Consider the following 14,804-nt stretch of genomic DNA (forward strand, 5'->3'; position numbering starts at 1 on the left):
GCTGCTACACGATTTGCGCGTTCCTCTGTAGCAGCGGCGCAAGCCGCGTCGGCGGCATACGCGGTGCACCAGTAGAAACGCAAAACCCCAAACGCGGCTCGCGCCGCTGACACTTGGAGACTATCGTTTGAAACCCTCGTACAAGGATCGTCAACACGCCCTGCGCAGCTGGAACATCCAGTCGCTGCCGGACACGCCCTTTGCCTTTGCCCGCTTCTTCGTCGGCCATTTCCGCGGCTGGTACCTGGCGATTCTCCTTTTGCAGGTCGTGGCGGTCACCTGCACGGTGCTGGTGCCGTGGGTGCTGGGGCAGATCACCCGGGTGGTGAGCAACGCCAGCGCGGCGACCCTCGACTGGCAGACATTGAGCCAACCTCTGCTGCTGTTCGTCGGCCTGTTGCTGCTGGAAATGCTGTGCACCCGTGGCGCCACCGGTGCGCACATCCGGGTGCTGCCGCTGCAGCGACGCACCGTGACCCATGCGGTTTATGCTTACCTGCAGCGTCACTCCCATCGCTTCGTCAGCAGCGAATTCGCCGGCGCCCTGGCGCACAAGATCTCCGAAGTCTCCATGGGCGTAGGCCAGGCGCTGGCGCTGTTGCTGTTCGACCTGATTCCGTTGCTGGTCACCCTGACGCTCGCCGTGGCGGTGCTGGCTACGGCCTCGGTCTGGCTGGCGCTGTTCATGTTCGGCTGGTCGGTGGCGTTCATTGCCGTGTGCTATTTCCTGGCCAAGCGCAGCCATCCGTTGTCCCAGCAATACTCGGCGGCGCGCAGCACCAGCAACGGCAAGGTGGTGGATGCGGTGTCCAACCTGACCAACATCCGCCTGTTCGCCCGGCACTCGTTCGAGCATCGCTACCTGGGCGATTACCTGGACCGCGAGCTGAAAGCCGCAGGCCGTTCGTTTGGCTACATGGAGAAGATTCGCTGGTTCCAGTCGATCTGCGGGTTGTCGCTGAAGGTCGGCATGCTGCTGATCGCCCTGTACCTGTGGCGCCTGGGCAGCATCGACATCGCGACCTTCGTGATGGCTACCAGCCTGTCGCTGTTGATCATCACCGACGTGGCCAACCTGTCGCGGCGCTTCCTGGACTTCTTCGAGGCCACCGGCAACATCGCCAATGGCGTGCGCACCTTGATCCGCCCCCATGAGGTGGTCGACGAGCCCGATGCGCAGCCGCTCGCCGCCGTGCGCGGCGCCATCGAGTTCCGCGATGTGAGCTTCGGCTATTCACCGCAGAAACCGGTGTTCGAACACCTGCAGTTGTCGATCCCGGCGGGACAGCGGGTGGGTTTGGTCGGCACGTCCGGTTCGGGCAAGTCGTCGCTGCTCAATCTGCTGTTGCGCCTGTACGACGTCAATCAGGGCCAGGTGTTGATCGACGGCCAGGATGTGCGCAGCGTAACCCAGCATTCGCTGCATCAGCAGATCGGCCTGATTCCTCAGGAGCCGGGCCTGTTTCACCGCAGCATCGCCGAAAACATCAACTACGGTCGTCTGGATGCCAGCCCGCAGGAACTGGCACAAGCCATCCACCGCGCCGGCGCCAGCGCGTTCATCGACGGCATGGACCAGGGCGCGGATTCGCTGGTCGGCGAACGCGGTGTGAAGCTTTCCGGCGGCCAGCGCCAACGGATCGCCATCGCCCGCGTGCTGCTCAAGAACGCACCGATCCTGGTGATGGACGAGGCGACCTCGGCGCTGGACTCGATCACCGAACGTTTCATTCAGGCGAAACTCGACGAAATCATGCAGGACAAGACCGTGATCGTCGTGGCCCACCGGCTCTCGACCGTCGCCCACCTGGACCGCATCCTGGTGTTCGAGGACGGCCGTATCATCGAAGACGGCTCCCACGATGACCTGCTGGCAAAGCAGGGCCAATACTTCCGCCTATGGAGCCGCCAGGCACAGAACGCGTACGACGAAGAAGTCGCATCGGCTTAGCCTGGTAACAGCGCGGGATCACGCGTGCTGACGTGGCTTTGTCACGTGCAAGCGCGCTAGTGCCGACGTAAGCGCTGGGCAGGCCAGGCGTCTTCGCGGGCAGAGCCCGCTCCCACAGAAGTTCCCCCCTATGTGGGGGCGGGCTCTGCCCGCGAAGACATCTTCGGTAGTTAAACATCAGGTAGCGATTTCCTTGTCTCACAGCTATACCAGATCAATGACGCGGAACCCCTGTGGGAGCGGGTCTCTGCCCGCGAAGAGGGTTTTCGATTCACCGATGAATCCCGGATCTGCAACACAGACTAGGCTCCGGCGCAGCAACTGTCTGCCAGGCAACACCCATTCAACAAAATGCCTCGTCACTTCATTCACCCAGCGCTGGAAAGCCCCGCAACAACGGGGCGGAGCAGTCGGCATGGCTTGTGCAATCACCCCTTGTGAGCTTCAGCATCGACACAAGGCGCAACCCGACCCATGCCAGACATTCATTCGCGTTCCCCCGCAACACCCCCCGCAGGCATCGCGTGGGCCAGCCTGTTGGCCGTCAGCTTGCTGCTGGGCGGTTGCGACAACCATCCCACCAATGCCGCACGCACCGACACCCCCGTCAGCGGCGGCACGTTGATCTATGCCACCGACCGCGAGCCGACCTGCCTGGACCCGCATGTAGCCGGCGACATGCCGCAAGTGTTTCTCGCCCAGCAAGTCCTCGATTCACTGGTGTCGATGGATGCCGAAGGTCATATCGGGCCATGGCTGGCGAAAAGCTGGGAGATCTCTCCCGACGGCCTGACCTACACCTTCCACCTGCGCGACGACGTGCGCTTCACCGACGGCACGCCGTTCAACGCCGCGGCGGTGAAGGCCAACCTCGACCACATGGCCAACCCCAAGACCCAGTCGAGCACCGCGGGCGGCTACATCCGTCAATACCAGCGCACCGATGTCCTCGACAGCTACACCGCCCAAGTGCACCTGGCCACACCCTACGCGGCATTCCTGGAAGTGCTGGCGCAAGGTTTTCTCGGCATCGAATCCCCCGAAGCGCTACTGCGCTCGCGTGATGTGAACTGCGAAAGCCCGGTAGGCACCGGCCCCTTCAAGGTGGTGCGCTGGGACCGTCAAAGCCAGGTCGTGCTTGAACGCAACCCGCAGTACAACTCGGCGCCGCCCACGGCCCGGCACCAGGGGCCCGCGTATCTGGAGCGCATCGTCTGGAAGTTCATCCAGGAGCCGTCCGTGCGTTTCGCGTCGCTGCAGGCCGGTGAAGTGGACGTGATCGAAGCGCTGCCACCCGAATCCCACGAAGCGGCGCGGCGCAACCCGGACCTGCAACTGATCATTGCCCAGCGCCCCGGCAACCCCACCAACGGCACCCTGAACATCCGCCGTGCGCCGTTCAACGATATCAAGGTGCGCGAGGCCTTCGTGCGCAGCGCTGACATCGAAGGTGCCTTGAAAAGCGTCTACTTCGGCGAGTTTCCCCGCGCCGGTGGTCCGCTGAGCAACGCCACGCGCTTCTACAGCCCCGACTTCGAACACGCCCAGGATTACCATCCGGCACGTGCGGCACAACTGCTCGACGAAGCCGGCTGGACCGGTCGCGACGAGGACGGCTATCGCCTCAAGGACGGCAAGCGCCTGCAGGTGAGGGTGATCCTCGGCAACCGCACGCCGCCATCGGAATTCACCTTGTGGGAGCAGGTTCAGGCCACCACGCGGCAGGCCGGCATCGAACTGATCATGGAGCAGATGAGCGATGTGCAGGCGACCAAGCGCCAGGCCGATTGGGATTACGACATCCGCGTCGGCTACTGGAATACCAACACCGCCGACGTGCTGCGGATCATCTTCAGCAGCGCGTTCATCCAGCCTGCGGGTGTCGGCGGCTATCACCAGAACACCGCAGGCTTCAGCGATCTGCAGTTCGACGAGCTGGTGCAACAGGCACTGGCCACTCAGGACGCCAGCCAACGCCAGGCGTTGTACCGCCAGGCGCAAGCCGTTGCCTCCAGCCACTACCTGCAACTGACCACCTACCCGCAAAGCACTCGGCTGGGCATCTACAAGACGACCCAGGGGGTTCGTCTGGAACCCTCGCTGGCCGTGACCTACCTCTATGACGCCTGGGTGAACAAATGACCACGACCCGCGTAACCGTCGCGCCGCCGGACCCGCGCCGCCAGCGTTTGCTTCGCCTGGGCCGCCGCGCGGCCGTGCGCCTGGGCGGTGGACTGCTGGTGTTATGGGCGGTCGCGACGCTGACCTTCTTCGCCCTGCGGCTGATGCCGGGCGATCCGGTGCAAGCCATTCTGGGTGGACCCAGCGGCAACCCGACCTCGGAAACCATCGCCGAGGTCACCCGCGAGTACGGCCTGGACCGGCCCCTGGCGGTCCAGTACGGGCTGTATCTGCTGCGCCTGGTGCAAGGCGACCTGGGCGTTTCCTACTCCCAGCACATGCCGGTCACACGAGTACTCGCCGAGCAGGCTGGGGCGACGCTGGAACTGACGCTCAGCGCGCTGCTGCTGGCGTGGCTGCTGGTGCTGGCCCTGACCGTGTTCAGCGCAGGTCGCCGCAGCTGGGTCGGGCGCCTGGCGTCCCTGGCTGAAACCCTGTGCGCGGCCCTTCCGCATTTCTGGCTGGGCATCGTGCTGCTGGCGGTGTTCGCCTTCGGCCTGCGCCTGTTCCCACCGGCAGGCAGCGACGGCTGGCGGACCCTGGTGCTGCCGACGATCGCACTGGCGGTACCGCTGGCCGGGTTCATCGGCCAGGTCACCCGCGAATCCCTCGAGCTGACCCTGGAGCAACCCTTCGTGCTGACCGCGCGCACCCGTGGCCTGAGCGACGCGGCAGTGCGCTTCAAGCACGCGCTGCGCCATGCCGTCTTGCCGGGGGTGTCACTGTCGGGCTGGGCGATCGGCGCGCTGATCAGCGGTGCCGTGGTGATCGAAGTGATCTTCTCGCGCAGGGGGCTGGGCCGTCAGTTGTATCAGGCGGTGCAGCTTCAAGACTTGCCGTTGACCATCGGCATCAGCCTGGTGGTAGCCGCCGGTTACGTGCTGGCCAACATTCTCGTCGACCTGGTGTACCAGTGGATCGACCCACGGCAGAAGGAGACCCTGGCATGAGCGATCTGACCCTCGAAAGCCCGGCGCTGCCGCTGCGCAGCCAACGTCGACCGCGTCGGATTCACCTCGGTGCAAGCCTGTCCATCGCCTTCCTGGCGCTGGTGATCGTGGCCGCGCTGGTACCGCAGCTGTTCGCTCACGGCGACCCGCTGGCCATCGTCCCGCGCGACGCCTTTCATCCACCTGGGTGGGCGCATTGGTTCGGTACCGACCAATCCGGTCGCGACATCTATTCACGGGTGATCCACGGCGCGCGCCTGTCGCTGTTCGTTGGCCTGGCCGCGACGGCCCTGGCGATGAGCATCGCCATTGTCCTCGGTCTGCTGGGCGGCCTGGGCGGGCTGCGCACCGACCGCGGCGTGGGCTGGTTGCTGGAAGTACTGTTCGCCTTTCCCAGCCTGGTGCTGGCGTTGCTGTTCGTGGCCATCTTCGGCAGCGGTATCGGCCCGCTGATCATCGCCACTGGCCTGGGCGCGGCGCCCGGGTATGCGCGGATGGTCCGTGGCCAGGTGCTGGCGGTGCGCAACGCCGGCTACATCGAAGCGGCGCGCGCCCTGGGCCACCCGACCCGCCGCATCATCCGGCGACAGCTGCTGCCCAACGCCATGCGCCCACTGATCGTGACCCTGACCATGGGCGTCGGTCAGGCCATCGTCTGGGCCTCGGCGTTGAGCTTCCTCGGTCTGGGCGCGCGGCCGCCGACGCCGGAGTGGGGCACCATGCTGTCCATGGGCCGCGACTTCATTGCCAACGCCTGGTGGCTGACGTTTTTCCCCGGTCTTTTCATCGTTCTCACCACCTTGTCGACCACCGTTGCCGGTCGCTATCTGCAACAACGCCTGGAGGGTCGCCTGACATGAGCCACAAGACGCTGATCGTCGAAGGCCTGAGCGTCGAGTTCGCCGGGCAGAGTGTGGTGCGTAACCTGTCGTTCACCTTGCCGCCGGGCAAGACCCTGGCCTTGGTCGGCGAATCCGGATCGGGCAAGAGCGTCACTGCGCGCAGCCTGATCGGCCTGGCCGGGGAGGGCGCGCAGGTGCGGGCACGGCGCCTGCAATACGGCGATCTCGACCTGCTGGCCTTGAGCGACCGCCAGTGGCGTCGGGTGCGCGGCAAGGACATCGGCTTCGTTCTGCAGGATGCCTTGGTTTCGCTCGACCCGCTGCGGCCGGTCGGCAAGGAAATTCTCGAAGTGCTGCACACCCATGGTTGGGGCGACCGTGCCTCCCGTGCCGGGCGGGTGCTGCAACTGCTGGAACGGGTCGGCGTACCGGAACCGGCCCTGCGTGCCCGCCAGCGCTCTGGCGAGTTGTCCGGCGGCCTGCGCCAGCGTGCGTTGATCGCCAGCGCCCTGGCCCTGGATCCTGGGCTGGTGATCGCCGACGAGCCGACCACCGCACTGGACGCTACCGTCCAGGCGCAGATTCTCGGGGTACTGCAGGAGATCAAAGCCCAAGGCAGTTCGTTGCTGATCATCAGTCACGATCTGGCGGTGGTGGCGCAATTGGCCGACGAGGTACTGGTGCTGCAGCACGGTGAAGTGGTGGAGCAGGGCAGCATGCATCAGGTGCTGACCGCGCCGCGCCATCCCTACGCGCGCAGCCTGCTCGATGCGGTGCCGGCCGAGCATGCGCGTGGCACTCGGCTCAGCCCAGGTGAGCGTACCGCCACGATCGCCCGCACGCCGTGCCTCGATCAGCCGGTGCTGTTACACGCCCGTGGCCTGGGCAAGCGCTACGCAGGGCCTGATCAACAGGTACGCCAGGTGGTCGACGGCGTCGATTTCGAACTGCGTGCCGGCCAGACCCTGGGCATTGTCGGCGAATCCGGTTCGGGCAAGACCACCGTGGCGCGCATGGCCCTGGGGCTGCTCGAGACAGACGATGGCCAGGTGCGTTTCCTCGATCAGCCGTGGAACGGCAGCGCCGACGCACGGGTCGCCGAAAGCCAGCGCCGAGCGCTGCGGCGTGACATCAGCGTGATCTATCAGGACCCGCTCAGTTCGTTCGACCCGCGCTGGAACGTTGGGCAGATTCTTGCCGATGCGCTGGACGTGGCCGGCGTCGTCACCGCCGAACAAGCGCCGCACATCCGCCGCCTGCTGCAACAGGTGCGCCTGCCTGCCGAGCTGGCCGCGCGTCGGCCCCTGCAGTTGTCCGGTGGCCAGCGCCAGCGGGTGGCGATTGCCCGGGCCATTGCCAGCAACCCCAAGGTCATCGTCTGCGACGAGCCGGTATCGGCACTGGATGTCTCGGTCCAGGCCCAGGTGCTGGATCTGCTCGCTGATCTGCAAGCCGAGCTGGGCCTGGCCTACCTGTTCATTTCCCATGATCTGGGCGTCATCCGCCATGTCAGCGACGAGGTGCTGGTGATGCGCCATGGCCAGGTGGTCGAGCACGCGCCGGTCGAGCAGTTGTTCGAGTCGCCCCAGCACCCGTATACGCAACGCTTGCTGGGTGCGGTGCCACGGCTGCCCAGTGCCGGCGTGCCGTTGCAGGTGCCCCCACTGGAGCCGGAAAACGCCGTGCTGCTGTTCGATGAATCCCGCTTGTGGAAGATCGCCATCTGAAGGCGTCGCGCTGCTCCTTACACCCATTTCAAGACAGGAACCGTTCATGACTCAAGCTGCGAAAGTCACCCCTTCCACTGCACCCGAAGCGCCGCTGAGCGTGGCACAGTTGCTGGCACGCGCGGAGCAACTGCTGCCGGACATCGCTGCCGGCGCCGCGGCGCGCGAACGTGATCGTCAACTGCCTTACGAGGCCGTCGCGCAGATTGCCCAGGCGTTGCTCTATACCCTGCGTATTCCCGCTCGTTACGGCGGCCCTGGCGGCTCGGTCAAGGACGTCATCGGCCTGCTGGTGCGCATCGCTTCGGCAGATTCCAATGTGGCTCAAGCGCTGCGGCCAGGTTTCGCTTTCATCGAAGGGCTGCTGGTGTCCCGAGCCGAAGGCGCCGAGCAGGAACGTCAGCTCTGGTTCGCCCGTTACCTGCAAGGGGCAGTGCTGGGCAATGCCGGATGGGAAGTAGGCGGTGTCAACGGCGCGATCAGTACGCGCATCGTGCGCGAAGGCGACCACTACCGCGCCAACGGCAGCAAGTTCTACAGCACCGGGTCGCTGTACGCCGACTGGATCAGCGCGGTGGCGTTGGACGAGCACGACCAGCCAGTGTCATTCATGCTGCCCCGTGACCGCGAAGGGTTGGTGCTGCTGGATGACTTCGATGCCATGGGCCAACGCTTGACCGCCAGTGGCACGACGCGCCTGGACAACGTGCAGGTGTATGCCCATGAAGTACGCGCACGCACGGTGGAAGAGGGCAAGCGTACGCTGGTGACGCCGTTCCTGCAGTTGTTCCTGGCCTCGGTGCAGGCCGGGATCGCGCGCAATGCGCTGAACGATGCAGTGGCGTTTGCGCGCAATCATGCGCGTCCGATCAAGCACAGCAGTGCCGCTCAATCGGTGGATGATCCGTATGTTGCGTTGAGCGTGGGCGAGATTTCAGGGCGCGCCTATACGGCCGAGGCGTTGGTGCTCAAGGCTGCCGAAGCGATTGATCGCGCCTGGGGGGCCGAGCTCGACCCGGCGGCGGTGGATGAGGCGGCGATCGAGGTCGCGCAGGCGCAATACATCGCGGCCGAATGCGCGCTCAAGGCGGCGGAACGGGTATTCGATGTGGGCGGTGCCTCCACCACAGGGCGTGGTCACAACCTGGACCGGCATTGGCGCAATGCCCGCACGGTGGCCAACCACAACCCTCGCGACTGGAAGGCCGCAGCAGTGGGCACCTGGCAGCTCAAGGGCACGCCACCGCCAACCTCGGGATTGTTCTGAAAGACAGTCGACCCGACATCCACCGTAGGAGCGGTCAGCGGCCGCGAAGGCTTCACCGCGCAGTGCCTGCTACACCGCAACGTCCTTTTCGCGGCCGATGACCGCTCCTACGGTTTTCTCTGTATGCAGGAACGGTCAGCGGCCGCGAGTGGCTGGTTCAGATTGACAGCCTGAACACCCGAGCATCGGGCTGATCGGAAACAGCACGCCTTTTGTTCACCGCCAGTTCGCCCATCTTGATCAGCCTGGTGCGGGTCACGTTGCGGCTCAGGCCGAGCAGGTTGGCGGTGTGCACCTGGTTGCAATGGCTGAAACGATAGGCCGAGCGCAGCAGGGCCTCTTCGACTTTCTCGTGGAGATCGCCGACCTGCTCGTCGAACAGCCGCTGGAACAGCCGATCCAGTGAAGCCTCCACCGAATCGTCCACTGCCGGGCTGTCATCGGCGCGTTCGATGCGCATGTTCGACAAGCGCAGATCATCGCGCTCGATCACGCCGTTGCGGCAGATCAACAAGGTATGGTGAATGACGTTCTCGAGTTCGCGAATGTTGCCCGGCCAGCTGTAGTGCAGCAGCTTGTGCTCTGCTTCGGGTGACAGCGTCGCCTGTTTGTAGCCCAGACGCTTGCAGTACACATCGAGGAAGTGCCGGGTCAACGCGATGATATCGCCAGGCCTTTCGCGCAGTGGCACCAGCTCCAGGTTGACCACGTCCAGCCGGTAATAAAGATCCTCGCGAAAGTTGCCGGCATTGATGGCTTTTTCCAGCAGCACATTGGTCGCCGCCAATACCCGAACATCAATGGGGATGCTCTTGCGCGAACCCAGGCGTACCACTTCGCGCTCTTGCAGTACGCGCAGCAATTTGACCTGGATGGGCATCGGCAGGTCGCCGATTTCATCGAGAAACAGAGTCCCGCCGTTGGCCTCCTCGAACCATCCGGCTTTGGCTGTCAGCGCGCCGGTGAAAGCGCCTTTTTCGTGACCGAACAGCTCGGCTTCCACCAGCGACTCGGAAAACGCTCCGCAGTTGACGGCCACGAACGGCTTGTTACGCCGCCCACTGAGGTTGTGGATATGGCGCGCGACCAACTCTTTGCCGGTGCCGGTTTCACCGATGATCAGCACGCTCGCCTCGCTGGGCGCGACTTGCTCGAGATGCGCCAGCAAGGCCCTGGACTTCGGGTCTTCGAACACCTGGGCAGTGGCGCGAATGGAGGTGGCGAGGGCGGGCGATGGGGGGAGTGTCAAAAGCTGCATGGCGACGCCTTCAAAGTGCAGAGTAAAAAAGAATGAGTCGATCTAAAGCCACATCTGCGCTGCCTGGGCAGCCACTGCGACACTGAAGGGGATACTAAAGGATATAAAAAACGATCGTTAAATACCTTATGAGCATTAGCTTATGTCGTGACGTAAAAAACGTGACAGTCCGTCGATGCACCTGCTCGGCTTGCAAGGTCGTTGTCGGTAGAGCGCAACTGGTTAATTCTGCTGGAGAAATGAATATTTCTCGAATCAACCCGTTGTTGCCTGCGCAACAGCTAAGTTGTTCAGCTGTTCTGCAGTCAACAGTGAATTGCACGCGCTAAATCACAAACTTTCCCTTATGCCAGATAGGCAGTTTGGGATAACAAACAATTACTTTTCGAACCCGTCGAGTTTGACCATCATTCGCCCGCCGAAGAGGCCGATTGGACTTGTCTCTTCACGATCACCCGTCAACAGGAGTAACTGATGAATAACCTCAAGGCCGCCCTGGAGGTGCGGTGGCATCCGGTACCCGGCGATGTGCTCGACCTGGGCCGGGTGTTCCGCGAGCCCTTGGGCGAGCTGCGTCTGCAACGTGCGCCGAAGCGTATCCTTGGTCGTCGCGAGGGAGTGCTGCTGGGGGTGTTCGCGCTGGTGCTGCATGGGGCGGTGATCTATTGGATCGGTCAGACCCCGACACCGGCGCTGCCTACAGTGCCGCCGGAAATTCCACCCATGACGATCGAGTTTTCGCAGCCAGCGCCACTGCCGGTGGTGGAGACGCTGACGCCGCCGCCCGACCCGGTCGCACCGGTTGTCGAGCCGCCACCGCCTGTCGAGGATGAACTGGCGGCCAAGCCAGCACCACCGCCGCCGCCCAAGCCCAAACCCCAGCCCGTGGTCAAGAAGCCGGTGCCAAAGCCTGCGCCCAAACCGGTCGTGCAACCGCCTGCGCCGCCGCAACCCGTGGCCGCACCGACGCCGCCCACGCCGCCTGCACCCCCTGCGCCGCAACCGGTGACACCGGCCTCGGCCAATGCCGGCTACCTGCACAATCCGGCGCCCGAGTATCCGGCCCTGGCCATGCGTCGCAACTGGGAAGGGACCGTGCTATTGCGCGTTCACGTGCTGGCCAGCGGCAAGCCCAGCGAGGTTCAGGTACAGACCAGCAGTGGTCGCACCCAGTTGGACGACGCTGCGCTGGCAGCGGTGAAACGCTGGAGCTTCGTCCCGGCCAAACGGGGCTCCGACCCAGTCGACGGCTGGGTCAGTGTGCCAATCGATTTCAAACTGCGCTGAACAACGTTTCTTGCACCAAGCGGGCTACCTGACCAAAGGCGCGTCGCATTACTTATTGCCTTGCCACAGAGAGCCTCACCATGAATCTTCTGACAGAATCGCCATTCACTTCCGTCGAGCACTCGGTCATCTGGCTGCTCATCCTGTTCTCCGTTGCCACCTGGGGCCTGGCCTTGCTCAAAGGGCTGCAGTTCGCCCGGCTCAAGGGCCAGGATCGCAAGTTTCACAAGCAGTTCTGGGCCGCTTCCAGCCTCGATTCGGCCGCCCACCTGGCGCAGGAACAACCCGGTGCAGCGGCCCGTGTCGCACAGTCGGGCTATGCCGCCATTCAGGTCAACGAGCAGGCGCACACCGATCTGAGCCAGGCCATCAATCATCAGGATCGGCTGGAGCGTGCCCTGCGTCAGCAAATCGTGCGTGAGCGGCGCTCGCTGGAGACTGGCCTTGCGGTACTCGCCAGCATCGGCAGTACCTCGCCTTTCATCGGCTTGTTCGGCACGGTGTGGGGGATCATGTCGGCGCTCAAGGGCATCAGCGCAGCCGGTTCGGCCAGTCTGGAAACCGTGGCAGGTCCCATTGGCGCAGCCTTGGTGGCGACCGGCGTGGGGATTGCCGTCGCGGTGCCGGCGGTGCTGGTCTACAACTATTTCCTGCGGCGCCTGAAGCTGACCGCGGCAGACCTCGATGACTTCGCCCATGACTTCTACAGCCTGGCGCAGAAGCACTCCTTCCGCGTACTGCAACATCCGGCGTTGGCTCGCAGTGGTGCTGCGGCTTCCGGCCACAAAGTGAAGGAGGCATCCTGACATGGCCTTTTCGACTCAGGACACGGACGAAGTGCTCAGCGAGATCAACGTGACGCCGCTGGTGGATGTGATGCTGGTGCTGTTGGTGGTGTTCATCGTCACCGCACCGTTGCTGACCAATTCGATCCCGATCAACCTGCCCAAGACCGAAGCGGTGGCGCCTGCCGAGCAGAAGGATCCGCTGGTGGTCAGCATCGACGGGCAGGGGAAACTGTTCATCAACAAGGACGAAATCCAGCCGGACCTGCTTCAGGTCAACCTGCAGAACGCCCGGCAGAAGGACCCTGATGTGCGGGTACAGCTGCAGGCCGATGACGGCGTCAACTACGGCGAAGTGGCCCGGGCCATGGCCTCCATCGAAAAGGCGGGCATCACCAAATTGGCGGTGATCACAGCCAAGTAGCGTTATCGCCCTGTACCTGACACATCGCAGCGCCTGTTCGCGGTCACTGACCGCTCCTACAGAGGTATTGGGTCCCCCGTAGGAGCGGTCACCGGCCGCGAAGGGCTGAACGCAGGATACCTGACACGCCGCAGCGTCTGTTCGCGGCCACTGGCCGCTCCTACGGAAGTGTCGGATCCCCCGTAGGAGCGGTCACCGGCCGCGAAGGGTTCACCGCTCAGTAGTGGCAGGATTGCGGTAGGTTTTGCGGTCGATGGATGATCTTGGGGGAACCTGTCCAGGTCGTTCACAGTCCAGATCCACACGGCTCACCCAGGATATCGACAGTGAAAGTAGGCATCATTTCCGACACGCACGGCCTGTTGCGGCCCGAAGCGGTAGCGGCACTGCAGGGCTGCGAGCGCATCGTTCATGCCGGCGACATCGGCAAGGGCGACATCGTCCAGCAACTCTCCGCGATTGCCCCGGTGCAAGTGGTGTCGGGCAACAACGACGTCGGCATGGCCTGGGCCGACTCGCTCGCCGAGGTACTGCATTTCGAGCTCGAAGGCTGGCCCACCTTGTTGGTACACGACATCGCCGATGTACCCGCGGCGCTGCGCGAAGATACACGCCTGGTCATCACCGGTCATTCGCACAAACCGCTGATCCAGTGGCGCGGCGAGTGCCTGTACATCAACCCCGGCAGTGCCGGCCGTCGCCGCTTCAAGCTGCCCGTCACGCTGGTGGTGCTCGACGTACAGCCCGACGCGGTGCACCCGCAACTGGTCCACCTGCTGCCGTGATGCCTATCGCTCAACGCACCAGCGAATCCGAACCGATCTCGCTGATCGACTTGGCCCCGGTCAGCACCATGGCCACCCGCATCTCCTTCTCGATCAACCCCAGCAGATTGCTTACACCCGCGCCCCCGGCCACCGCCAGGGCGTAGATGAATGCCCGACCCAGCAGCACCGTGTCGGCCCCCAGCGCGATCATCCGTACCACGTCCAGCCCGCTGCGAATCCCCGAATCGGCCAGGATTGCCAGATCGCCCTTCACCGCATCGGCAATCGCCGGCAAGGCCCGTGCGCTGGACAACACGCCGTCGAGCTGACGCCCGCCATGGTTGGACACCACGATACCGTCGGCACCGAAGCTCACGGCGTCGCGGGCGTCCTCGGGATCCAGAATGCCCTTGATGATCATCGGCCCGTCCCAGAACTCACGAATCCACTCCAGATCCTTCCAGGAAATCGACGGATCGAAGTTGCTCCCCAGCCAACCGATGTAGTCGGCAAGCCCGGTGGGATTGCCGCGGTAGGTGGAAATATTGCCCAGATCGTGCGGACGACCGTGCAGGCCAACGTCCCAGGCCCACGCCGGGTGCGTGACGGCCTGCCACATGCGCCGCATCGGCCCGTTGGCGCCGCTCATGCCCGAATGCGCATCGCGGTAGCGAGCGCCGGGCACCGGCATGTCCACGGTGAAGATCAGCGTCTTCACCCCGGCGGCGCGGGCGCGCTCCAGGGCGTTCTTCATGAAGCCGCGGTCCTTGAGCACGTACAGCTGAAACCACATCGGCCGGGTAATGGCCGGTGCGACCTCTTCGATGGGGCAGACCGATACCGTCGACAGGGTGAACGGAATGCCCTTGGCATCCGCCGCCTTGGCTGCCTGCACCTCGCCACGACGGGCAAACATGCCGCACAGGCCGATTGGAGCGAGCGCCACCGGCATGGCCAGCGTCTCGCCGAACAGCTGGGTTTCCAGGCTCAGCTCGGACATGTTGCGCAGCACCCGCTGACGCAGGGCGATGTCCGCCAGGTCACTGACATTGCGTCGCAAGGTGTGCTCGGCGTAGGCGCCACCGTCGATGTAGTGGAACAGAAACGGCGGCAGGCGGCGTTGCGCCGCGGCACGGTAATCGGTAGAGGCAGAAATGATCATGGGCGCGCCATCTCCCGGACGTGAAGAACGGCGCAGGCAGGACTGTTCGTTGGCATGGGTCGGATTCCCTGATTGTTGTTGGAGATCTGCCGGGAGCAAGCTGAATTGGTAATACCAATTTACAATGTGTTAGCTACAGATTAAGAGTGGCGCAGGGCGTCTGTCAATTTGTGCAGTCGCGTGCACGGTTGCGGGGAAGGAAC

General features: G+C 64.1%; 12 protein-coding genes. 10 read left to right on the plus strand and 2 right to left on the minus strand.

The features are described from left to right. Positions 1–127 precede the first annotated feature (127 nt). The 6 genes from H7993_RS01220 (at position 128) to H7993_RS01245 (ending at position 8,918) form a co-directional block, all read left to right on the plus strand. The gene (locus tag H7993_RS01220; protein ID WP_244646809.1) at positions 128–1,951 is read left to right on the plus strand and encodes an ABC transporter ATP-binding protein; all 1,824 of its coding nucleotides are present in this window, start codon (positions 128–130) and stop codon (positions 1,949–1,951) included. Positions 1,952–2,425: 474 nt separating this feature from the next. After that, positions 2,426–4,093: an ABC transporter substrate-binding protein gene (locus tag H7993_RS01225; RefSeq protein WP_185793164.1), complete on the plus strand. Its 1,668-nt coding sequence runs from the start codon at positions 2,426–2,428 to the stop codon at positions 4,091–4,093. Next, a complete protein-coding gene (locus H7993_RS01230) occupies positions 4,090–5,082 on the plus strand; it encodes an ABC transporter permease (RefSeq protein WP_185793165.1) in 993 nt (330 codons plus the stop codon). The genes H7993_RS01225 and H7993_RS01230 overlap by 4 nt, the downstream gene beginning before the upstream one ends. Further along, on the plus strand, positions 5,079–5,942 hold the full coding sequence (locus tag H7993_RS01235; RefSeq protein WP_185793166.1) for an ABC transporter permease: 864 nt from the start codon (positions 5,079–5,081) through the stop codon (positions 5,940–5,942). Before H7993_RS01230 ends, H7993_RS01235 begins: the two co-directional genes overlap by 4 nt. Then, positions 5,939–7,651 carry a dipeptide ABC transporter ATP-binding protein gene (locus H7993_RS01240; protein ID WP_185793167.1) on the plus strand — a complete coding sequence of 571 codons (1,713 nt, stop codon included), beginning with the start codon at positions 5,939–5,941 and terminating at the stop codon, positions 7,649–7,651. Before H7993_RS01235 ends, H7993_RS01240 begins: the two co-directional genes overlap by 4 nt. A 46-nt stretch (positions 7,652–7,697) precedes the next feature. Continuing rightward, positions 7,698–8,918 carry an acyl-CoA dehydrogenase family protein gene (locus H7993_RS01245; protein WP_185793168.1) on the plus strand — a complete coding sequence of 407 codons (1,221 nt, stop codon included), beginning with the start codon at positions 7,698–7,700 and terminating at the stop codon, positions 8,916–8,918. 157 nt (positions 8,919–9,075) lie between these two features. Here H7993_RS01245 and H7993_RS01250 read toward each other — a convergent pair whose 3' ends face one another. Next, positions 9,076–10,176: a sigma-54 interaction domain-containing protein gene (locus H7993_RS01250; protein ID WP_185793169.1), complete on the minus strand. Its 1,101-nt coding sequence runs from the start codon at positions 10,174–10,176 to the stop codon at positions 9,076–9,078. A 474-nt stretch (positions 10,177–10,650) separates the two neighbouring features. On the opposite strand from H7993_RS01250, the gene H7993_RS01255 reads away from it, so the two are divergent. From H7993_RS01255 to H7993_RS01270, 4 genes are all read left to right on the plus strand, one after another. Next, positions 10,651–11,463, plus strand: coding sequence for an energy transducer TonB (locus H7993_RS01255; protein WP_185793170.1), 813 nt, complete (start codon positions 10,651–10,653; stop codon positions 11,461–11,463). 80 nt (positions 11,464–11,543) lie between these two features. Beyond that, a complete protein-coding gene (locus tag H7993_RS01260; protein WP_122477649.1) occupies positions 11,544–12,269 on the plus strand; it encodes a MotA/TolQ/ExbB proton channel family protein in 726 nt (241 codons plus the stop codon). Between the two features lies 1 nt (position 12,270). Next, positions 12,271–12,672, plus strand: a complete 402-nt coding sequence (locus H7993_RS01265) for an ExbD/TolR family protein (RefSeq protein WP_122477651.1) — start codon at positions 12,271–12,273, stop codon at positions 12,670–12,672. Positions 12,673–12,998: 326 nt separating this feature from the next. Continuing rightward, positions 12,999–13,457: a YfcE family phosphodiesterase gene (locus tag H7993_RS01270; RefSeq protein ID WP_185793171.1), complete on the plus strand. Its 459-nt coding sequence runs from the start codon at positions 12,999–13,001 to the stop codon at positions 13,455–13,457. A gap of 10 nt (positions 13,458–13,467) precedes the next feature. Here the strand turns inward: H7993_RS01270 and lldD are convergent, their stop codons facing one another. Then, entirely contained in the window at positions 13,468–14,601 is a 1,134-nt protein-coding gene (gene lldD, locus H7993_RS01275) for an FMN-dependent L-lactate dehydrogenase LldD (protein WP_122477655.1), read from the minus strand. Positions 14,602–14,804 lie beyond the last annotated feature (203 nt).

This window comes from Pseudomonas baltica, assembly GCF_014235765.1.
GTDB lineage: Bacteria > Pseudomonadota > Gammaproteobacteria > Pseudomonadales > Pseudomonadaceae > Aquipseudomonas > Aquipseudomonas baltica.